We start from the raw sequence: 20,701 nt of genomic DNA on the forward strand, positions 1-20,701 counted from the left end.
TCTCTGAATTCAAGATTTTAGAAGATCGTTGAAAGCGCGGGCGCGGCGCGTGACTTCCTGGGGGCTGTCGGCACCAAACAGGCCGTGGACCACTGCCAGCAAGTCGGCACCGTGGGCCACCAGCGGTTTGGCATTTTCCAGGGTGATGCCGCCGATCACGCAGATCGGCAGGTGCAACCGCGCGCGCGCCTGGGCCAGCAGTTCAACGGTGGCTGCCGGCGCGCCGGGCTTGGTGTTGGAATTGAAGAAGCGGCCGAAGGCGACATAACTGGCACCTTCGCGGGCAGCCTGCTCGGCCAGTTCGATCTGGCTGTGGCAGGTGGAGCCGATGATCGCCTTGGAACCGAGCAGCGCACGGGCCGGGGTCAGCGGGCCGTCGGTCTGGCCCAGGTGCACGCCGACGCCGAGGCGTGCGGCCAGTTCGGCGTCATCGTTGATGATCAGTTGGGTCTTGTAGCGCGAGCACAGCTCCCGCAGTTTTTCGGCTTCCCGCAGGCGGCGCGCTTCGTCGCTGCTTTTATCGCGGTATTGCAGCAGGGTCACGCCACCGTCCAACGCCGCTTCGACGTAGGCCAGGAACTTGCCGGCCAACAGTTGGCTGTCGGTAATGGCATAAAGGCCACGTAGTTTCATCGGGCAGGCCTCTTGGTGTTACGAGCAGAAATCCAACGGCAGACGACGAGGCACGAATTGCCCCTGGCCGAGTTGTTCAGCGTCACGCAGGGTGCGCCAAGTGTAGTTGAGGGCCGATTGCACCGCGCTGACCAACCCTTCGCCTTGTGCCAACCGACCGGCCAGCGCGCTGGCCAGGGTGCAGCCCGAACCGTGGTAGCTGCCGGGCAGGCGCTGGCAGGTAAAGGTCTGGTGCGTGCCGTCGCGGCTGTAGAGGCGGTTGTGCACTTCGTGCTCGTCGCCATGGCCGCCGGTGATCAGCAGGTGCTTGATGAACGGCAGCAGTTTCGCTGCGCATTCGTCCGCCGTGCCCTCGGGCAATTCGGCGAGGATGCGTGCTTCAGGCAGGTTGGGGGTGGCGATCAGCGACAGCGGCAACAGCCGCTCGCGCATGGCGTAGCCGACCTCGTCCTTGCCCAGGCTGCCACCGCCGCCGGCACGCAGCACCGGGTCGCAGACCACCGGCAAATGCGGGTGCGCCTTGAGCAGTTCGACCACGGTGTCGACCATCTCCAGGGAACCGAGCATGCCCAGTTTCACCGCGGCCACTTCGGAGTCACCGAGCACGGCGTTGGCCTGGGCCAGCACCCACTCGCGATCCAGCACGCGGAAATCGCTGACGTTGACGGTGTTCTGCACAGTCAGCGCGGTGACGGCCGGGGCCGCATGACAGCCCTGGGCGAGCAGGGCTTCGATATCTGCCTGCAAGCCGGCGCCACCACTGGGATCATGGCCGGAGAGACAGAGGACAACGGGGCGAGAGCTGTAGATATTCATGGTGCGCGAGCTTACCACCAAACGCTTTTTGGGTGGCTGTCGGGCGATGGTTGAATTTTTAGCGGAGGGGACGGCGGAAGTGGCTGTTTGCTATCATCGTGAAATACAGGTCAAATGCCCTGTAATGCCCGCTCTAGAGCCTTTCAAAAAATTATTTCAATGGTGTCTTTTGGCCTGTAATGGCTATGCTAGAGTGGATTCAAACCAATAACTGTATCGCCGGTTTACGTCTGCTCAAAAGGAATGGAGGCTTTTGACATAACCGGACAGGTCACGCTGGGGCTCTATGCGCTATTTGCTGATGTTACTGTTGACCGGGCTGCCGATGCTGGCCGGCGCAGTCGAGTTCAACGAGACCACCACGCGGTTGCCCCTGGGCCAAGTGATGCAAGTCCTTGAGGACCCCAGTGGCGCCCTGACCATTGGCGATATCAGCTCGCCGGTCCTCGCCAGTCGTTTCAAGACCCACGACAAAGCCACATTGAATGCCGGCTATTCGCGCTCGGTGTTCTGGCTCAAGGTCGATTTGCATTACCGCGCACAGCGCCCGGATGCCCCGCGCCGCTGGCTGCTGGAACTGGCTTACCCGCCGCTGAACCAACTGGAGCTGTACGAGCCTGACAGTGTCGGCAACTATCGACTGGTGTCGCGCACCGGCAGCATCCTGCCGTTTTCCAGCCGCGAAATCCGCCAGAGCAACTACCTGTTCAAGCTCGACTTCGTCCCTGGCCAGCAGGAAACCCTGTACCTGCGCCTGCAAAGCCAGGGCTCGATCCAGGCACCGCTGACCCTCTGGTCCACCACCGCGTACCTCGAAGAACAGCCATTGCGCCTGTACGTGCTGGGTGTGATCTACGGCGTGTTGCTCGGCATGCTGATCTACAACCTGTTCATCTACCTGAGCGTGCGCGACACCAGCTACCTCTATTACATCCTCTATATCGCCTCGTTCGGCCTGTATCAGCTGTCGGTGAACGGCGTCGCCGTGCAGTATTTCTGGCCGAATAACCCGTGGTGGGCGAACGCGGCGGTGCCCTTCCTGATCGGTTCGGCGGCGCTGTTCGGCAGCCTGTTTGCCCGCAGTTTCCTGCACACCGCGCTTTACAGTCGCTGGATCAACCGGCTGTTGCTGGCCCTGGCGGTCAGCGGCGGGGTGGTGATGGTGCTGGCATTGTTCACCAGTTATGCGCTGGCGCTGCGCCTGGCCACCGCCCTGGCGCTGGTCTTTACCGTGACCATCTTCGTCGCGGCCATCAAGGCCTGGTATTGCGGCCAGCGCATGGCGCGATACTTCATCATCGCCTGGACCGCGTTCCTGCTGGGCGGTGTAGTCAATACGATGATGGTGCTGGGCTACCTGCCCAATGTGTTCCTCACGATGTACGCCAGCCAGATCGGCTCGGCACTGGAAGTGGCCTTGCTGTCCCTGGCGCTGGCCGACCGGATCAATTCGATGCGCGAGCAACAGGCGCAAATCCTGTTCGACGCCAGCCAGAAACTCGAAGTGCTCAACACGCAACTGGCTCACAGCAACCAGCTCAAGGATGAATTCCTCGCCACCTTGACCCACGAGCTGCGCACGCCGATGAACGGTGTGATCGGCTCCCTGGAATTGATGCAGACCGAGCCGCTGCCAGGCGACCTCGCGCAGTACCATCAAACCGCCTCCGGTGCGGCCCGCGAGATGATGCGCATGGTCAACGGCATCCTCACCCTCACCGAATTGCAGGCCGGGCGCCTCAGCCCGCAACCCCAAGTGTTCAGCCTGCGTGGGCTGCTCGACACCTTGCGCCAGCAGTTCGCGGCCAGCGCCCAGAACAAGGGGTTGGCGTTCTCCATTGATCTGGCAGAAGACCTGCCGGACCGCATCAACGGTGATCCTGGCAAGCTGGCGCAATGCCTGGATTGCCTGTTGGACAATGCCTTCAAGTTCACTCACGAGGGCTCGGTGCGTGTACGGGTGGTCGGTGTACCCCAGGCGGATGGAACGCTGCGCCTGACCTTCATTGTCACTGACACCGGCATCGGCTTCGCCTACCTCGATGAGGCGACCCTGTATCAGCGCTTCTTCCAGCTCGATGGCTCGACCACTCGTCAATACGGCGGCATGGGCATCGGCCTGGCGATCTGCCGGCAATTGATCGAGTTGCTCGGTGGGCGCCTCACCCACAATTCCGAGCCGCGGCGCGGCAGTCGCTTCCAGCTGGAGCTTGCGGTCAGCCCCGTCCAGCCCGAACTCGCTGCCGTGCGGCGAGTACCGCAGGCGCAACGCACGCCGCAGGAGTGCACGGTGCTGCTGGTGGACGACAACAGCGTGGCGCAACTGGTGGTGCGCGGCATGTTGCTCAAGCTCGGTTATCGGGTGAAAACCGTCGACAATGGGCCGGCCGCCCTGGCGTTGCTGCAGAGTCAAACCTTCGACGCAGTGTTGCTGGATGTGCCCGAGGGCGGCTTTTCGCTGTGCTGCCAGATCCGTGCGTTGCCCGGTTGTGGTGAGCTGCCGGTGATCGCCTTGAGCACCTCGTTACAAGCCCCGGAACGCGAGCGCTGCCACGGCGTGGGTATCACCGACCGAGTGGCCAAGCCGGTACGTTTCGAGGCCCTGCAACGGGTGCTGCAACTGCGGTTGTTGCATATGGTTGAGGGTGAAAGCGCCGCAAATTAGGCGTTTATGCCACTTTTTTAACCCGGGTGACGGTGCTTAACTGAAATTCAGGCCTCAATGAACGTGGCCTTTTTTCAGGAGGCCTGTCATGAACCTGCACCAGTTCGCCGAAACCCACGACGTCACCAACCAGCCACCGTCCCTGGACGGCACCAACCTGTACCGTATCGACTTGCCGCTGCAAGACTGGTCCCGACGCTTCGGCGCCGGCTGGGCCGAGCAGCGCATCGACACCTATGGTGCGCTGGCGGGCGGGCCGCTGATGGAAGCCGGGTTCCTGGCCAACCAGAACAAACCGGTGTTCAACAGCCATGACCGGTTTGGCCATCGCATCGACCTGGTGGAGTTTCATCCGGCCTACCACGAACTGATGCGCACCGCCGTCGAACACGGCCTGCCGTCGTTGCCGTGGGCCCATCCGCAATCCGGCGCCCATGTGGCCCGCGCGGCGATGACCTACCTGCACAGCCAGGCCGAAGCCGGTACCGGCTGCCCGCTGACCATGACGTTCGCCTGCGTCCCGGCCCTGCGCCTGCAGCCAGACCTGGCTGAAACCTGGCTGCCGAAAATCCTCGCCACCGAATACGACCCGCGCAACGTCGGCATCGCCCACAAGGCCGGCGCCACCATCGGCATGGCCATGACCGAGAAACAGGGTGGCACCGACGTGCGCGCCAACACCACCCGCGCTTACCCGGTGGGCGCCGGCGGCCCGGGCCAGGCGTATGAGCTGGTGGGGCACAAGTGGTTCTGCTCCGCGCCGATGTGCGATGGCTTCCTCACCCTGGCCCAGACCGACAAGGGCCTGACCTGTTTCCTGCTGCCCCGGCACCGCCCGGATGACACCCGCAACGAGTTCTACATCCAGCGCCTGAAAAACAAGCTCGGCAACTGCTCCAACGCTTCCAGCGAAGTGGAGTTTCGTGGCGCGCTGGCCTGGATGATCGGTGAAGAAGGGCGCGGCGTACCGACCATCATCGAGATGGTGGCGATGACCCGCTTCGATTGCATGGTCGGCTCCAGCGCCCTGATGCGCCAGGCGCTGACCCAGGCCAGCCATCATTGCGCTCACCGCCTGGTAGGTGGCCGGGTGCTCAGCGAGCAACCGTTGATGCAGAACGTACTGGCCGACCTGGCCCTGGAAAGCGAGGCGTCCCTGGCCTTGAGCATGCGCATGGGGCGCGCGCTGGACCATCTGGATAACGAACAGGAAGCCAAATTCGCCCGGCTGGTGACGGCGGTGGGCAAGTACTGGATCTGCAAGCGCGCGCCCGCGATGATCAACGAAGCCGCCGAGTGCATGGGCGGTGCGGGGTATGTCGAGGACAGTATCCTGCCGCGCTTGTACCGTGAGGCGCCGGTCAACTCGACGTGGGAAGGTTCCGGCAATGTGCAGTGCCTGGATGTGCTGCGGGCCCTGTCCAAAGAACCGGGCGTATTGGAGGCGCTGTTTGTCGAGCTGGGGGATGGTCATGGCCACAAGCACCTGGCGCGGCATATCGAGCAGTTGAAGTCGGCGTTCATGGACACTCAGGACATCCAGTACCGTGCCCGCCAACTCACCGAGGACATCGCGGTGGCGTTGCAGGCCAAGCTGCTGCTGGAGGCGGGCAATGCCAGTGTGAGTGATGGCTTTATCGCCAGCCGACTGGGTGAGTCGTCGGGCCGGGTCTATGGCACCTTGCCGCGGGGTGTGAATGTGGAAGCGATTGTCGCGCGCTCGACACCTCCTTTTTCCTGAACAAACACGGTCAAAATGTGGGAGCGGGCTTGCTCGCGAAGGCGGTGGATCAGCCAATACATGTGCTGACTGACCTACCGCTTTCGCGAGCAAGTCGAATCGTCGCACCGCCGCTCCCACATTATTGATCGCATTCCAATTCCGGTGTTCCAGTGCGCCAGGGATACAGGCAAGATGAAGGCCTGCAAGTCAGAACACAGGATGCTTACCGTGACCGAAGCTTTTGTTGTCGTTCAAACCGCCGAAGAAGCCGTGGATCGGCTGGCGGCTCTCCATGAGCGTGCCACTGGCGCGCTCAATCAAGCCCTCAAGCGCTACCTCAAAGACCGCGTCGAACCCGACGCTGAACAACGTGCGATGTTTCGCTACCCGGAACTGCGCCTGACCTACCTGGTGCAGGGCGAAGTCCCACAGACCACCCGGGCGTATGCCAAGGTTCAGTTGCCGGGGACCTACAGCGTCACCGTCACCCATCCGTCGGCCTTCCGCAAATACCTGCTGGAGCAACTGGTGCCGTTGATGCACGACTTCACCGTGACGGTGGAAGTGGGCGTCAGCCAGCAGAACATTCCCTACCCGTACGTGGTGGAGCAGGGTGACGAACTGGCCGGCTCCGGTGTAACTGCCGCCACGCTGGCGCGGGTGTTCCCGAGTACCGACCTGTCTGCCGCCACCGATGGCATCGCCGACGGGCTGTACGACTGGGAAAACACCGACCCGCTGCCATTGGCATTGTTCGATGCCGCCCGCGTCGACTTCTCCCTGCGCCGCCTGGTGCACTACACCGGCAGCGACTGGCGCCATGTGCAGCCGTGGATTTTGCTGACCAACTACCACCGCTACGTTGACCAGTTCATCGTGCATGGCCTGGAACAGTTGCGCAGCGACCCGCGCTTTATCCGCATGGTGCTGCCGGGCAATGTGATCATCGACAAGAGCATGGACCACGGCGAAGCGTCTGCCATTGCTGCCGGCGTGGTCTGGCACCGTTATCAGATGCCGGCCTACCACTTGCAGGCGAGCGACGGCCATGGTGTGACCCTGGTGAACATCGGCGTTGGCCCGTCCAATGCCAAGAACATCACCGACCACCTCGCCGTATTGCGTCCGCATTGCTGGCTGATGATTGGTCACTGCGGCGGGCTGCGCCAATCCCAGACCATCGGTGACTACGTGCTGGCTCACGCCTACATGCGTCGCGACGGGATTCTCGACCGGGTAGTGCCGCCGAACATTCCGATCCCGGCCCTGGCCGAAGTGCAGATGGCCTTGCAGCAAGCCGCGGCCAACGTCACCGGCGAGAAAGGCGAAGAGCTGAAAAAACGCCTGCGCACCGGCACCGTGCTGACCTACGACGACCGCAACTGGGAGCTGCGCTGGGCCCAGGAACGTCCGCTGATCAACCTGTCCCGCGCCGTGGCCGTGGACATGGAAAGCGGTACCATCGCCGCCCAGGGCTACCGCCTGCGGGTGCCGTACGGCACGTTGCTGTGTGTGTCGGATAAACCGCTGCACAGCGAGATCAAGCTGCCGGGATCGGCCAACGCGTTCTACGAGCGTGCGGTCAGCCAGCACTTGAAGATCGGCATCGAGGCGGTGGATCTGTTGCGCACCGAACTCAACTCGCTGCACTCGCGCAAACTGCGCAGCTTCGACGAGCCGCCGTTCCGCTAAACGGTTGGGATGGTTATTTAACGGTCAGGCCACTAGCATTGTCGGTCCTGACCGTTAGATGTTCCTTTGCCATGTCCCGTCCTGCCCGTCCTGTTTCCCGCCGCCCCGGTGTGAAAAGTCCGCAAACCTCGTCAGCCCCGCGTCGTGTCGCCAAGGCGCCACCGGCCGATCCCAAGTTGATCCTGTTCAATAAACCCTTCGATGTGCTGACCCAATTCAGCGATGAAGGCGGGCGGGCGACCCTCAAGGATTTCATCGACATCCCCGGCATTTACCCGGCCGGGCGCCTGGACCGTGACAGTGAAGGCCTGTTGCTGCTGACCAACGACGGCCAATTGCAGGCGCGTATCGCGGACCCCAAGCACAAGCTGGCGAAAACCTATTGGGTGCAAGTGGAAGGCGAACCGACCGAGGAACAGCTGCAACGCCTGCGCGACGGTGTGGAGCTCAATGACGGCATGACCCTGCCCGCCGAAGCCCGGCAACTGGACGAGCCACAACTGTGGCCACGCAACCCGCCGGTGCGGTTTCGCAAGAGCGTGCCGACCCATTGGCTGGAGCTGGTGATTCGTGAAGGGCGTAACCGCCAGGTGCGGCGCATGACGGCGGCGGTGGGGTTGCCGACGCTGCGTCTGGTGCGGGTGCGGATTGGTGACTGGTCAATCGACGGCCTGGACCAAGGCCAATGGAAAGAAGTGCCGGCGCGCTTATAAGGCGCCGGACTCGATCAGGCCGATCACCACGCTCTTGATGATGAACGCGGCAACGCCCAGGCCCAGCACGAAGAACAGGATCATCGAGCCAAAGCGCCCGGCCTTGGATTTCTTCGCCAGGTCCCAGACGATAAAGCCCATGAAAATGATCAGGATGCTGACCAGGCCGGTCATCATCCATTCTTCAAACACGGCGGGATCAATCGAGTTCATCGGGTCGTTTCCGGCTGGGGCAGGGCGCCGATTATACGCCAGGGCAATCGGCGCGACATTGACCTGCGTCGGTCTGCCGCAGACTTACCACCCTGCGGGAACACAGTCAAAATGTGGGAGCGGGCTTGCTCGCGAATGCGGTGGATCAGTCAGCACATTCGGTGCCTGGCACACCGCATTCGCGAGCAAGCCCGCTCCCACATTTGTTCCGCGCTGGTCTTAAGTGCGCAGGTGGGTCAGCGGCAGCTCGGTGCTGTTGAGCACCTGGTTCAGCACAAAGCTTGAGCGCACGCTGGTGACGCCTTCGATGCGGGTCAGGTGGCCCAGCAGCAGCTTCTGGTAGTGATCCATGTCTGGCACCACCACTTTCAGCTGATAGTCGGCGTCCATCCCGGTCACCAGGCTGCATTCCAGCACTTGCGGCAAGGTGCGGATGGCCGCTTCGAAGTTCTCGAAACGTTCGGGGGTGTGTCGGTCCATGCCGATCAGCACGTAGGCCGTGAGACTCAGGCCGAGCATCTTGCGGTCGAGCAAGGCGACCTGGCGGGCGATGTAGCCGTCGTCTTCGAGTTGCTTGACCCGGCGTGAGCACGGCGAAGGCGACAGGCCGATGCGCTCGGCCAACTCCTGGTTGGAGATCCTCGCGTCGCGCTGCAATTCCGCCAAAATACTCAGGTCGTATCGGTCAAGTTTGCTCATGGGGCTGGCCTTTGTCGTAACTATTGCGGTGAATTATCTATCCAGGGTTAAAAATTGCGCAAGCACTGTTTATTGACGCAATCTTCGCAATCATCTGCCCGAGGCCGAGGCGTAGAGTTATCAACAGAATCACTGCCCGGACATACAGTCCACTGCAGCCCGCCAATAAGGCCGGCTGCGGCCGCCAACCCCACAGGGTTGCCCCGGCCCCCGGGCTGCACACTGTCCACAAGACGGCGTGAGGTGAGCCAACGTCAAAAGCGTTGAGCCAGGACGAAGTTCTCAAGGGGCGACCGACGGGTCGCCCCTTTTTATTGCCTGCGAAAATAGTTCTCGTGACTGATAACCTCTCGCAGAACCGGGCCCCGGTTTTCCAGTCTTACGTGTAGGCCCTAATCCGCAGTGAGGAATAGCATGAAGCGCATCTGGCGTTTGGCAGGTGTTGGTTTGCTGATGATGAGCGTTGGTGCGCAAGTGATGGCCGACGACCCGCCACGCCAGGAAGGCGGTGGTCAGCATGAAAGAGGCCCGGAAGGGCATCCAGGCAATAATCAGCCTCGGCCGCAGAACAACCAACCGCGACCACAAAATAATCAACCGCGTCCTGAAGCCCCTCGGCCCGAGAACAATCAGCCGCGTCCGCAGAATCAGCATTTCGAAAACAATCAGCCACGGCCGCAGAACCAGAATGTCGAGCGCCCGAATGGGGGTGGCCAGTGGCAAGGTCGTCCACAAGGCAACCAGCAGCAACCGCCGCACCCGGCGCCGCAGCCGGCCAATAACCTGCCGATCCAGGGTCGCCCGGATACCGTGCGCCAGACCCAGGAACCGCGTCAGGGCAATTACCAGGACATCCCGCGTCGCAACGACGGCAACCAGCATTGGCAGGCCGGCAATGGCGGCCAGGGTGGCCCGGGCCGGCCCGGCTTCAACGGGGGTAACGGCGGTGGCAATAACCACCCCAACGATCACCGCTGGCCAGGTCGCCCCGACGGGCACGGCAATGGCTGGGGGCCCGGCCCGCAATACCGTCCGGGTTATATCGTCGATCGCTTCCCCGACCGCAATTACCGCGTGCCGTATCGCGGCCAGGACTACTTCTTCTCGGGTGGCTACTGGTATCGCCCACAAGGCCCGCGCTATGTCGTCGTGACGCCGCCTTACGGGATTCGCGTGCAATACCTGCCCGACTACGCGCGGGAAGTGTGGGTGGGCAGTGCGCTGTTCTTCCTCGCCGCCGGTGCCTATTACACCTACGAAGAAAGCAGCCAGCAGTACGTTGTGGTGCAGCCGCCACCCGCCGCGCCAGCGCCGCAACCCGTGCCCCAGGGCAATGGTTATGACGTGGTGGCTTACCCGGCCAACGGCCAGTCACCGGCGCAGGTCCAGCAGGACGGTTACGACTGCTATCGCTGGGCGGTGCAGCAAAGTGGCTTTGACCCAAGGACCGTCACCTACGCCCCCGACCCGGCCGTGGTGCAAACCTACCGCCAGGCCCAGGGCAACTGCCTGAGCAGTCGCGGGTATCAGGTGCAGTACTAGGCCTTCGCGCCCTTGACCACTTCCTGCGGGTCGGCGTGCACCAGCACTTCGGCTCGCGGGTAGGCTTTGTGGATGGCATCGGCGGCCTGGTCGCTGATGCCGTGGGCCACGGACAAACTCAATTCCCCCGGTAACTCCAGGTGCAACTGCACGAACCAGTGGCTGCCGGAAATCCGCGTGCGCAGGTCATGGGCACCCAATACACCGGGCACGCTGCACGCCAGTTCCAGCATGTGCTGGCTGACATCCAGCGGCAGTTCCTCGTCCATCAGCACCGAAAAACTTTCCCGGGCGATCTGGATGGCGCTCCACAAAATGTAGGCCGCGATGCCCAGGCCGAACCAGGCGTCCACCTGATGAAAACCAAACGCCGCCAGCACCAGCGCCACCAGGATGCTGCCGTTGAGCATCATGTCTGAGCGATAGTGCAGCGAGTCGGCGCGGATGGCGTTGGAGCCGGTTTCGCGGATCACCCGGTATTGCAGGATCAGCAGCGCCGCCGTCAACGCCAGGGACAGAACGATCACGCCAATACTCAGCCATGGCGCGCCCACAGGTTCCGGATGCTGCAAACGCTGGAACGCCTGGAAGGCGATCAACACCGCACTGCCGGCGATGAACAACGCCTGGGCCATGCCCGACAGGGATTCCGCCTTGCCATGGCCATAACGATGATCGTCATCCGCCGGGCGCAACGCGTAGTGCACGGCCAGCAAGTTGAGCAGCGAGGTAACGCCGTCGAGCAGCGAGTCGGTCAGCCCGGCGAGCATGCTCACCGAGCCGCTGAGCCACCAGGCGATGGCCTTGGTCACAATCAGCACACAGGCCACGCCGACGGAAGCGCGGGTGGCCAGGCGCAACAGCCGGGCGTGTTCGGGACTGGTGGTCATGGGGCGGGTCAGTCCTTAAGCGGCGGGTTGCAGGCCCAGGGTGGCGAGTTGTTGCACGCTGCCCTTGAACTGGATCATGCGCGGGTCGTCCAGCGGCAGATTGCGCCCGGTTTCTTTCTGGATGATGGTTTGCAGCTTGGCGTTGTCGACCTTGCCGTCGGCGCCGATGGCTTGCTGGAGTTTTTCCGGGGCCACCTGGGCGGTCTTGCCAGGCTCGAAGTAAATCGCGCCGGTGGCGAAGTCGACACCAAAGGCGATCAGGCCCGGGATCACGTAGAACAGCAGGCCGACCGCATCGAGCACGGCAATTGCCGGGTCGATCTTGCCGTCGATCTGGCCCCGGCGGTCGGGGTAGAAAATCGAGCCGCAGGCCGTCAACTGGCTCAGCAGGGTGACGGCCAGAACACCGCCGATGACACGGGAAGCAACACGCATGGGACTCTCCTTGAACATAATGAAAGTGACTATAAGCCAGTCTACAAGGCGACGATGATCAAGTGTGGGGGCTGGCTTGCCTGCGATGGCGGTGGTTCAGTTTCAGGTGTGTTGGCTGACACACCGCTATCGCAGGCAAGCCCGCTCCCACCTTTGACCGCATTCCAGTCAGTACGGGGCCGTGTCGTTGAGACCACCACCGACACCCGGCAGTTCGCCGTTATACTCGCCGCTCTGCTTTGGAGCCAGTATGAATTCGTTGCCAATCGATGATGTTTTACCTGCCCTGCGTGACGCCCTGGCGACGCGCCATGAAGCCGTGCTCGAAGCACCGCCCGGCGCCGGTAAAACCACACGGGTGCCATTGGCGCTGTTGAATGAACCCTGGCTGGCCGGGCAAACCATCCTGATGCTCGAGCCCCGCCGCCTGGCCGCCCGTGCAGCGGCAGAAAGGCTGGCCAGCGAGTTGGGAGAAAAGGTCGGCGAAACCGTTGGCTACCGCATTCGCCTGGACAGTAAGGTCGGCCCCAACACCCGTATTGAAGTAGTCACCGAAGGCATCCTCACTCGGCGCCTGCAGGATGACCCGGCACTCGACGGCGTGGGTTTGTTGATCTTCGACGAGTTCCACGAACGTAGCCTGGACGCCGATCTGGCGCTGGCCCTTAGTCTTAATGGTCGAGACCTGTTTCGCGACGAGCAGCCACTGAAGATCCTGCTGATGTCCGCCACCCTGGAAGGCGAACGCCTGGCCGGTTTGCTGGACGACGCGCCGATCCTGCGCAGCGAAGGGCGCATGTACCCGGTGCAGATGCGCTGGGGCCGGCCATTCCAGCCCGGCGAATTTATCGAGCCACGGTTGGTGCAGACCATCCTTGAAGCCCTGCATGATGAAGCCGGCAGCGTGCTGGTGTTCCTGCCGGGGCAGGCCGAGATTCGTCGGGTTAATCAGCAATTGGCTGACGCGCTGGGCGATAACCCCGAGGTGCTGCTATGCCCGCTGCACGGCGAACTGGACCTGGCCGCCCAGCGCGCCGCCATCGACCCGGCGCCCGCCGGCAAGCGCAAAGTGGTGCTGGCCACCAACATTGCCGAGACCAGCCTGACCATCAACGGCGTGCGCGTGGTGATCGACGCCGGGTTGGCGCGGGTCCCGCGTTTCGACCCGGGCAGCGGCATGACCCGTCTCGACACCCAGCGCATCTCCCGCGCCAGCGCCACCCAGCGTGCCGGCCGGGCAGGGCGACTGGAGCCGGGGGTGTGTTATCGGTTGTGGTCCGAGGACCAGCATGAAGGGCTGGCGGCGTATTCCAGTGCGGAAATTCTCTCGGCGGATCTTTCCGGTTTGGCCCTGCAATTGGGCCGCTGGGGCGTGGCGCCTACTCAGTTGGTATGGCTCGACGTTCCGCCCACCGCGGCTTATGCACAGGCCCAGGATTTGCTCGAGCGCCTCGGAGCGTTGAGCGATACCAAGCTGACCGCCCACGGCCAGAAAATGGCCGGGTTGCCGGCGCACCCGCGAATCGCTCATTTGCTGCTGCGTGGTCAGGATCTGGGCCTGGCGAGCATGGCCTGTGACGTGGCGGCACTGTTGGGTGAGCGCGATATCCTGCGTGGTGCCGGTGCGGATTTGCACAGCCGCCTGGCCCTGTTATCCGGTGAAGAAAAGGCCCGTGGCACCCAGGGCGGTGTGCAGCGTGCCCGCCAACTGGCGCGGCAATACCGTGGCTATTTAAGAGGCAAGGCAGAGCAGCCGGTGGCTGATCCCGATCATCCGCGCTGGCTCGGCGCGTTGCTGGCGCTGGCCTACCCGGACCGCGTCGCCCAGCAACGGCGGGCGGGCGGTGCCGAATACCGCCTCGCCAACGGCCGTGCCGCGTTGTTCGCCGAAGCCGACAGCCTGATGAAGCAACCCTGGCTGGTGATCGCCGATCTGGGCAGCCGCCAGGGCCAGCGTGAAGAACGGATTTACCTCGCGGCGGATTTTGATCCGGCGTTGTTTGATTCGGTATTGGCCGAGCAGGTGCGCAATGTCGACCAGCTTGACTGGGATGAGCGCGAAGGCGTGCTGCGGGCCGAACGCCAGCGCAAGGTCGGCGAACTGGTGCTCAGCCGCGAGCCGCTGACCGGCCTCGACGAATCCGCCCGCAGCCAGGCGCTGGTTAACCTGGTGCGGCGCAAAGGCCTGGAACTGCTGCCCTGGACCCCGGAGCTGCGCCAATGGCAGGCGCGGGTGATGCTGCTGCGTGGTCTGGATAGCGGCAAGGCCAGTGAATGGCCGGATGTCAGCGACAGCGCCTTACTTGCCAGCCTGGAACACTGGTTGATGCCGTACCTGGGCAAGGTGTCGCGCCTGAGCCATTTCGCCAGTCTGGATATTTCCAGCTTCCAGCATAACCTGCTGCCGTGGCCGTTGCCGGCGCGGTTGGACGAGCTGGCGCCGCACCATCTGAAGGTGCCGTCGGGCTCGTCGGTGCGGCTGGACTACAGCGAGCAGCCGCCGATTCTGGCGGTGCGCTTGCAGGAATTGTTCGGGCTGGCGGATACGCCGCGGATCGCCGGCGGGCGGCAGGTGGTCAAGCTGCACCTGTTGTCGCCGGCCAGACGGCCCGTGCAGGTGACGCAGGACCTGGCGAACTTCTGGCGCAGTACTTACGCCGAGGTGAAGAAGGATTTGAAGGGGCGATATCCCAAGCTATCACGCAACGTTCTCCAAGTAGCTTAATCACGCAACGAACAAAGATTGACATTTTTCTTTAAAATCAATCGCTTAACGTTCATCATTGACACTTCTGTTGGGGTGGGGGGTCTTGGTGGCCGCTTTCGAAAATCTGGCTCATGTAGGCCGGTTGGTTGTAATACCGCAAGTTCGTGAAGCTTTTGCGGATCTTCATTTCGGTCAAGAGCCAGCTGGTTCATTGCCTGTCACAATCAATGGCGTCGATAGTTCAGTTCATGGCTACCAAGCAAACGAGTTGCTCGGTGACGCAATATCTCGAAGTATTTTCAATCTGCCGTTTCTGTTTCATCGCAATGGTGAGCCTTGGATTGAAGCTAACTCATACATACTTAATCTTGTCAGGGACAAGCACTCGAAAAGTCGCCCAACAGATGAGGCAAGGCGTAAAGCAAGCCGTCTGCTTGATTATCTGATTTTTTGCGAAAGCAACAATATTGATTGGCTTGATTTTTCGGGAAAACGGATAACTCAAAGACCAACCTATCGGTATCATCGCCACCTGATAGACATGCCGGAACGCGGTGCGCAGGTGGCTAACCAGTATACCGGGGTTGTTTATAACTTTTACAAGTTTGTATCGAACAACTGGCATGAAATTGATATTGAACGTGTTGATACCGTTCGTGAGATAAATTTTTATATTGAAAATAAGTACGGAATAGCGACACAAATTACGGTAGAGAAAAGAAGCCAAACCCAAGGCTATAATAAAATAAAAAATGTGCCGATGGGGTTTGTAGACGATGAAGGTGAATGCTTAAGACCTCTAGCAAACGTGCAGCTTGCGCAGCTCATCGATATTATCGAGTTAGATAATTGGAGCGCTCAAGAACGCCTGATCATACTATCGGCAGTAATGACGGGGGCCAGAAAGCAAACCGTATTAACTCTTCGGGTAAAGCATGTAGAGGCTCTGCAAAAAAGCAAGCTTCAATCCGACGGGTCGTATCTTCTAAACGCAGGGCCAGGAACGGGGATTGACACCAAAAATAGCAAGCCTCACATCCTGCACGTTCCCAAGCAACTAGCTGACGATTTGATAACATACGTCAGAAGCCCGTATGCAAAAAGACGTCGGCAAAAGTTTCAAGCTGCTTATGCGATGAAATACCCGGAACTTGAAGCAATAGCAGAAGATGAGATGTACGTATTTCTGTCGGAGCAAAACAATTGCTATTACATGGCATCTACCGACCCTCGCTATCCTTTTGCCAAGTTTAGGCCGCTGGGTGCGGTGACCGATACTTTAAAAAAGAAGATCATGCAAAGTGCTTCCACGGAATTTCCAAAGGATTTCACTTATCACTGGCTGCGAGCTACATTCGCTTATCAGCTATATCAGCGTTTAACGCCAAGACTTAAGGATGGAAGCTTGCAGCCTGGTGACGAAATTTCGATCATACAATCGCGCTTGCACCATGAGCGTCGAGAGACGACGGAGAACTACCTGAAGCTCTTTACAATGATTCCTGAGAAGATTCTCGCTCAGGAGGATTATGAAAATGCCTTGTTCAAACTTTCCACTTACAGTGATTTGTTTTTAGTTGATAATAATGTCAAATAATATAAAGGCTAGAGGAATTCAAGTTATTGATTTATCGCATATGGGTAACCAAGCAGATATTCTGCATCCAGAATTTCTAGCTTTAAAGCTTTCTCATCGAGTTAGCCCATTCGATATAGGCGTCTGCGCCTACACCGTTCGAGGGCGAATTGATAAACTCACCGGTGGATATTCGGTCAACCCTGATTCTCTCATTAACAGTAGAAAAAATCTCATAGTCGCTCTACTAGATGGCTATTATGTTAGGGGGCTAACGCACAAAAGCATCGAAACAGATTTTAAGTACGTTGATTACGGCATTGCTTGGTGTGACGCCAACGGGCATAGCGACGTATATTGTAATCCCGAGGCGGCCAGGGTTTCATATTTAGATTATACGAACTATCTCTTTCAAGAGGTTCTCAAACCAGCAGGTATGGCTCCCTTAACCGGTCAGCAACGACAGCAAGCTTTAAAGCGGACGCTTCAACTCCAATTTCCAAACGATTACGAATATATCGTAGCCGGAGTTTCGCGCATAAAAGCGAGAAAAGAAGGTTTGGAACCTCCTGAGGATGATGATGTAAAAAAGTACATCGATATCGTTTTGAACATTGCGCTGACTTTTTCTAGATTCTTAGTGGGCGTAGCTCCATTCCCAATGCAATTTGAAACCAAGGAATATCGTACTCATTTTTTTCCTGGTAATGGAAGGTATATTACGCCCTATTCAGAGGTTGAGTATGGTTTTTCGGCGTATAATTATCGCGACGGTCGGCTCTTAACGCTTGAAGAGCTGAGACAGGCCAAACCCAAAACACGTTTGCCAGATCATCGCGAAACTCTTGACCGTGCCCAAAAACTTATCGATAGTTGCAATGCCGACTCCCATCATCCGTTCAGAATGAAAATAGCTGCTTTCGCGATGAGAGCTTTTGCATGCCTGATAAATCTTGTTGTAGGTGCGAACTCGGGCGAGGTGATCAAGTTTCTCTACGATGATGCAATCGAGCTCGTGAAATCCCCATTAAAAAAAGAACTAACTGCTACAAAGTTAAGAGCGAAGGGATTGAAAGTTACGTATCCCATCGGAAGGGGGCCGGGCATGCAACTCCTGCGTGAATATCTGAAGTTTAGAGATTGGATTCTTGATGGCTGCGAGTGTGAATATCTATTTTTCAATGTGCTGGATAGATCGGGGCGTTCCTCCGCTGAGTTCGTACCGCTTGAAAGTAGATTCTCAACCAAGTTTTATAATCAACTTCAAGGCGTTTTTGTTCCTGAGGATTCGAAGAATATTCCTCCACAGCTGGTTCGGAAGTTTAAAAGCCTGACGCTACAGCATTTAAAACACTCCCCGCTGTTGGTGAGTGCGGTAATGAATCACAGTGAACGCACAAATGCTCAGTCATACTCCGGTATAACCAAAACCAATCAGAAAGCAGAATTCGCAAATTACTGGGCTGCAGTGAAGAAAGCTGCCGAAAGAGTCAAAAACTCAGACCACAAAGGGGTAACCCCAATCGCGGTTGGTCACTGCGACGAGATGAATAACCCAAGCAAAGACATTCCCGTCGTTGCGATTGAGCCCGATTGCAAAACACAGTATGGATGTTTGTTCTGTATTCACTATGTTGTGCACTCTGATGAGACTGACATCCAGAAGCTGATGAGTTTCCAATATGTGATCGAGGTAATCAGGGAGAATGCACCGAATTTTGAGTATTCGGAAGAAACGTTTAAGGACGTGGCAATTCGGATAGACGCTATTCTCGATGCGATTTCTGAGAGATCGGATGCGTCCGCTGATTTGGTAAAAATAATGAGGAAAAAAGTTTTTGACTTGGGAAAACTGACTCCGTTCTGGGAAAGTCGCCTCCAGCGTTATGAGAAAATGGGAATTTATATTTAATGGCCGAGTTCTTTGAAAACCTGGACAACGGTATTCTCAATTTTGAAGCAGCAGCGCTTATCCCAGTCGATCCTACTTGGAGGCCATCTGATGATTTTGTTATCTGTCGGACTGCGGATGGAAAGGTCACGGCTACATATGGTGGGATTAGATGGGATCTAAATCCCATCCGATTAAAGGCAAATACAATTTCTGCAATTGGTTTTGATAAAATTTTTGAAAAGCCTTTCGCTGATCAGGAACCGCTTATTCAAGAGGTGCGGTATCTGTTGTTTTGTTTGCTTTTCTACGTCGATAGCGGCCAATTGGGCCGGATTAGTGCGAGTATGCTTTATCAGTATTTCATGACGTTGCGTACCGCCGCACGTTTTTGTTACGGCTTCAAGGACAATCCTTTAGTAGGCGTTATTAGTCTGGAGGAGTTGTTCAGTAATCCGGCATACCTGAGTGCGTACCGGCATTGGATGGACAAGGATGAGATAGGCGGAACTCAACGAAAATTGACGGGTGCCCTAATCTCCCACATGGTCGCCATTGGTGAGGCTCGGCTAGGTTACAAACTTCACGGTGTTTTTGACCTCGATTTCGGTGGGGATGAAAAAGCTCAGCAACACCCTGTGATCCCCACTCGTATTTATCTTGATGTTATTAACTCATTGGGAGACAGGATGGATGTGCTATATATCCATAAAAACCCGATAGAGCGATTCTTAAAGTGTTTTGAGCATGAAGGCTATGCATACACCATCAACCATCAGAAAGTGATCAACAAAGATACAATTTTTTTTCAGCCCGAGTTTGACCAGGCAGTAAAAAATCATAAGCTTAAAAAGGTTTTTACTGGTGACTTATCCTGCGAGGGGAGGGGCGTTCTGTCATCGGCTGTCTTGAAGATTCAGTGGATTTTGAAAACGGTAATACACGTTTACACGGGTATGCGTGATCAAGAAGTGATGCGGTTGCCTTATAAATGCCTTGGAGAGGAGGAGGTTGTTTCCGCTACTGAAGATGACGAAGGCACGGTTCGTGATAAGCCGATGATCGTGAATGTAATTTCTAGTACGACAAAATTCACTGGATACCGAAAGACCGCGGCTTGGTTAGCTACAGATGAGGTCGTCCGTGCTGTCGAAATTGCCCGCGCCATTTGTCGTGCAATCTCGCATCTGTTCGGCGTGAATCACGAGGATATGCCGCTATTTCTCAATCCTGCGATCATCAATAGGGCAGATACAAAAATTGGTGTGTCGAGTTGGAACGAGGTATCCAAACCCCAGTTTCTACTGACCCGTTACATCATTCAACCAAATGACCTTGAAGAATTGCAAGCCAGCGATCCCACTCGTGATTTTGCAGGCGATGATCGTTTTAAAGTTGGGGTGCCTTGGCGGCTTACCAGTCACCAGTTTCGCCGCTCATTGGCATTTTACGGAAGCAGCACTGGATTCATTTCCCTTCCGAGCCTTCGCAAACAGTTTAAGCATCTGTCCACTCAGATGACGCGATATTATGCGAACAATTTCGAGAGGCTGAAAACAATTTTTGGCTACTACGATGAAAAGTTAGGTGATTTTGTTTTGCCAAAAAACCATGTCCTCTTTGAATATCAAACAGGCGTTCCTATGAATATTGCCTATGACTTGCTATCTCATGCGTTCGGTGATGAAGCTCCGCTATTCGGAGGCGTAGGTAGTTACATCTCTAACCAGCGTGAGAAAATGGCTAAGGGTGGTATTCATCTCGTGGATCTGAGAGAAGAAACTGAAAAACAAGCTGAAGATGGAAAGATTTCTTATCGGCCAACCTTTTTGGGTGCGTGTACCAAAACCGGTAAGTGCGAGACTTTTCTTCTAGGCGAGATCACCCCCTGCTTGAGTTGCAAGGATGGAATCCTCGAGCAAGATAAGCTTGAGAGTGCAATTGCCGATGATGAAGCAGATCTGGCTCTGTACGAGCCTGGTTCGGGCGAATATCAAGTAATTGAGGCCGAGTTGCTCAGCTTGAAGAAATTTCACCAGCAATTCATTCCTGTACACGAGGTCTATTGAAATGGCAGGTAGTGGAATTAAAGCTTGTGAGGACGCTTTCGAGCGTCTGAAAGTGGGCAAACCTAACCTCGCGGTTCATGTGGGGCTAGACCCTTCCAAGATCACTGCAGGAATCGTCAGCTTCGAAGCGGGTTTTGATCGAGGCTATTTGAAGAAAAATCGGCCCACTCATAAGCCGCTCATTGCGCAGATTGAGGCTTTCCGAACCAGTTTTGGAACTGCGAGTGCCTCTAAGGCGCAGCAGATTAAGCGTGCAAATGAAAAGGTGGACAAGGCTCGTAGCGAGCTTGAAATCGTCCAAGAGCAGCTTTATCAGGTCATGACACAGAACGTCCAACTCGTCGAAAGGGTTCGATTCTTGGAAGTCGAAGTGAAGAAGTTTAACAATGTGAGTGAGATCAAGCACGGATCTAAACGTCGCCAAACCACATAAGTTA

At 57.8% G+C, this 20,701-nt stretch carries 16 protein-coding genes; 10 read left to right on the forward strand and 6 right to left on the reverse strand.

Going from position 1 to position 20,701, the window contains the following annotated elements; all coding sequences use genetic code 11:
* Positions 1–9: 9 nt before the first annotated feature.
* Both thiE and AC3WKX_RS17355 read right to left on the reverse strand, forming a co-directional pair.
* Positions 10–633, reverse strand: coding sequence for a thiamine phosphate synthase (gene thiE, locus AC3WKX_RS17350; protein WP_008436586.1), 624 nt, complete (start codon positions 631–633; stop codon positions 10–12).
* 18 nt (positions 634–651) lie between these two features.
* Entirely contained in the window at positions 652–1,449 is a 798-nt protein-coding gene (locus AC3WKX_RS17355; RefSeq protein ID WP_003215474.1) for a hydroxymethylpyrimidine/phosphomethylpyrimidine kinase, read from the reverse strand.
* Positions 1,450–1,735: 286 nt separating this feature from the next.
* Between AC3WKX_RS17355 and AC3WKX_RS17360 the strand changes: the two genes are divergently transcribed.
* From AC3WKX_RS17360 to AC3WKX_RS17375, 4 genes are all read left to right on the forward strand, one after another.
* Entirely contained in the window at positions 1,736–4,114 is a 2,379-nt protein-coding gene (locus AC3WKX_RS17360) for a hybrid sensor histidine kinase/response regulator (protein ID WP_102604766.1), read from the forward strand.
* Between the two features lie 88 nt (positions 4,115–4,202).
* On the forward strand, positions 4,203–5,855 hold the full coding sequence (locus AC3WKX_RS17365; RefSeq protein ID WP_102604765.1) for an acyl-CoA dehydrogenase family protein: 1,653 nt from the start codon (positions 4,203–4,205) through the stop codon (positions 5,853–5,855).
* Between the two features lie 174 nt (positions 5,856–6,029).
* The gene (amn, locus tag AC3WKX_RS17370) at positions 6,030–7,529 is read left to right on the forward strand and encodes an AMP nucleosidase (protein ID WP_172834544.1); all 1,500 of its coding nucleotides are present in this window, start codon (positions 6,030–6,032) and stop codon (positions 7,527–7,529) included.
* A 71-nt stretch (positions 7,530–7,600) separates the two neighbouring features.
* On the forward strand, positions 7,601–8,242 hold the full coding sequence (locus AC3WKX_RS17375) for a pseudouridine synthase (protein ID WP_003215483.1): 642 nt from the start codon (positions 7,601–7,603) through the stop codon (positions 8,240–8,242).
* Here AC3WKX_RS17375 and AC3WKX_RS17380 read toward each other — a convergent pair.
* Positions 8,237–8,446, reverse strand: coding sequence for a DUF2788 domain-containing protein (locus tag AC3WKX_RS17380; protein ID WP_026077819.1), 210 nt, complete (start codon positions 8,444–8,446; stop codon positions 8,237–8,239). The two genes, AC3WKX_RS17375 and AC3WKX_RS17380, sit on opposite strands and share 6 nt — an antisense overlap.
* Before the next feature lie 228 nt (positions 8,447–8,674).
* Positions 8,675–9,154, reverse strand: a complete 480-nt coding sequence (locus AC3WKX_RS17385) for an Lrp/AsnC family transcriptional regulator (RefSeq protein WP_003194418.1) — start codon at positions 9,152–9,154, stop codon at positions 8,675–8,677.
* A 414-nt stretch (positions 9,155–9,568) separates the two neighbouring features.
* Between AC3WKX_RS17385 and AC3WKX_RS17390 the strand changes: the two genes are divergently transcribed.
* Positions 9,569–10,696 (forward strand): DUF6515 family protein, encoded by a 1,128-nt coding sequence (locus tag AC3WKX_RS17390; RefSeq protein WP_102604764.1) that lies wholly within the window; start codon positions 9,569–9,571, stop codon positions 10,694–10,696.
* On the opposite strand, the gene AC3WKX_RS17395 is transcribed toward AC3WKX_RS17390, so the two are convergent.
* Together AC3WKX_RS17395 and AC3WKX_RS17400 are read right to left on the reverse strand one after the other, a co-directional pair.
* Positions 10,693–11,586, reverse strand: a complete 894-nt coding sequence (locus AC3WKX_RS17395; protein WP_102604763.1) for a cation diffusion facilitator family transporter — start codon at positions 11,584–11,586, stop codon at positions 10,693–10,695. The two genes, AC3WKX_RS17390 and AC3WKX_RS17395, sit on opposite strands and share 4 nt — an antisense overlap.
* Positions 11,587–11,601: 15 nt before the next feature.
* On the reverse strand, positions 11,602–12,021 hold the full coding sequence (locus AC3WKX_RS17400) for a hypothetical protein (RefSeq protein WP_003215492.1): 420 nt from the start codon (positions 12,019–12,021) through the stop codon (positions 11,602–11,604).
* A gap of 250 nt (positions 12,022–12,271) precedes the next feature.
* Between AC3WKX_RS17400 and hrpB the strand changes: the two genes are divergently transcribed.
* From hrpB to AC3WKX_RS17425, 5 genes are all read left to right on the forward strand, one after another.
* Positions 12,272–14,746, forward strand: coding sequence for an ATP-dependent helicase HrpB (gene hrpB / locus AC3WKX_RS17405; protein WP_102604762.1), 2,475 nt, complete (start codon positions 12,272–12,274; stop codon positions 14,744–14,746).
* An 88-nt stretch (positions 14,747–14,834) separates the two neighbouring features.
* Positions 14,835–16,325 (forward strand): site-specific integrase, encoded by a 1,491-nt coding sequence (locus AC3WKX_RS17410; RefSeq protein WP_102604769.1) that lies wholly within the window; start codon positions 14,835–14,837, stop codon positions 16,323–16,325.
* Between the two features lie 40 nt (positions 16,326–16,365).
* Positions 16,366–18,216, forward strand: coding sequence for a hypothetical protein (locus tag AC3WKX_RS17415; RefSeq protein WP_256579766.1), 1,851 nt, complete (start codon positions 16,366–16,368; stop codon positions 18,214–18,216).
* Entirely contained in the window at positions 18,216–20,264 is a 2,049-nt protein-coding gene (locus AC3WKX_RS17420) for a site-specific integrase (protein ID WP_102604760.1), read from the forward strand. Before AC3WKX_RS17415 ends, AC3WKX_RS17420 begins: the two co-directional genes overlap by 1 nt.
* A 1-nt stretch (position 20,265) precedes the next feature.
* Positions 20,266–20,697, forward strand: a complete 432-nt coding sequence (locus AC3WKX_RS17425) for a hypothetical protein (RefSeq protein WP_102604759.1) — start codon at positions 20,266–20,268, stop codon at positions 20,695–20,697.
* Positions 20,698–20,701 lie beyond the last annotated feature (4 nt).

The sequence above is a fragment of the Pseudomonas sp. GP01-A4 genome (genome assembly GCF_058780865.1).

Bases quoted from the DNA above. Each gene is read 5' to 3' on its own strand.
- thiE (WP_008436586.1), bottom strand. From the start codon at position 633: ATGAAACTACGTGGCCTTTATGCCATTACCGACAGCCAACTGTTGGCC.
- AC3WKX_RS17355 (WP_003215474.1), bottom strand. From the start codon at position 1,449: ATGAATATCTACAGCTCTCGCCCCGTTGTCCTCTGTCTCTCCGGCCAT.
- AC3WKX_RS17360 (WP_102604766.1), top strand. From the start codon at position 1,736: ATGCGCTATTTGCTGATGTTACTGTTGACCGGGCTGCCGATGCTGGCC.
- AC3WKX_RS17365 (WP_102604765.1), top strand. From the start codon at position 4,203: ATGAACCTGCACCAGTTCGCCGAAACCCACGACGTCACCAACCAGCCA.
- amn (WP_172834544.1), top strand. From the start codon at position 6,030: ATGAAGGCCTGCAAGTCAGAACACAGGATGCTTACCGTGACCGAAGCT.
- AC3WKX_RS17375 (WP_003215483.1), top strand. From the start codon at position 7,601: ATGTCCCGTCCTGCCCGTCCTGTTTCCCGCCGCCCCGGTGTGAAAAGT.
- AC3WKX_RS17385 (WP_003194418.1), bottom strand. From the start codon at position 9,154: ATGAGCAAACTTGACCGATACGACCTGAGTATTTTGGCGGAATTGCAG.
- AC3WKX_RS17390 (WP_102604764.1), top strand. From the start codon at position 9,569: ATGAAGCGCATCTGGCGTTTGGCAGGTGTTGGTTTGCTGATGATGAGC.
- AC3WKX_RS17395 (WP_102604763.1), bottom strand. From the start codon at position 11,586: ATGACCACCAGTCCCGAACACGCCCGGCTGTTGCGCCTGGCCACCCGC.
- AC3WKX_RS17400 (WP_003215492.1), bottom strand. From the start codon at position 12,021: ATGCGTGTTGCTTCCCGTGTCATCGGCGGTGTTCTGGCCGTCACCCTG.
- hrpB (WP_102604762.1), top strand. From the start codon at position 12,272: ATGAATTCGTTGCCAATCGATGATGTTTTACCTGCCCTGCGTGACGCC.
- AC3WKX_RS17415 (WP_256579766.1), top strand. From the start codon at position 16,366: ATGGGTAACCAAGCAGATATTCTGCATCCAGAATTTCTAGCTTTAAAG.
- AC3WKX_RS17420 (WP_102604760.1), top strand. From the start codon at position 18,216: ATGGCCGAGTTCTTTGAAAACCTGGACAACGGTATTCTCAATTTTGAA.
- AC3WKX_RS17425 (WP_102604759.1), top strand. From the start codon at position 20,266: ATGGCAGGTAGTGGAATTAAAGCTTGTGAGGACGCTTTCGAGCGTCTG.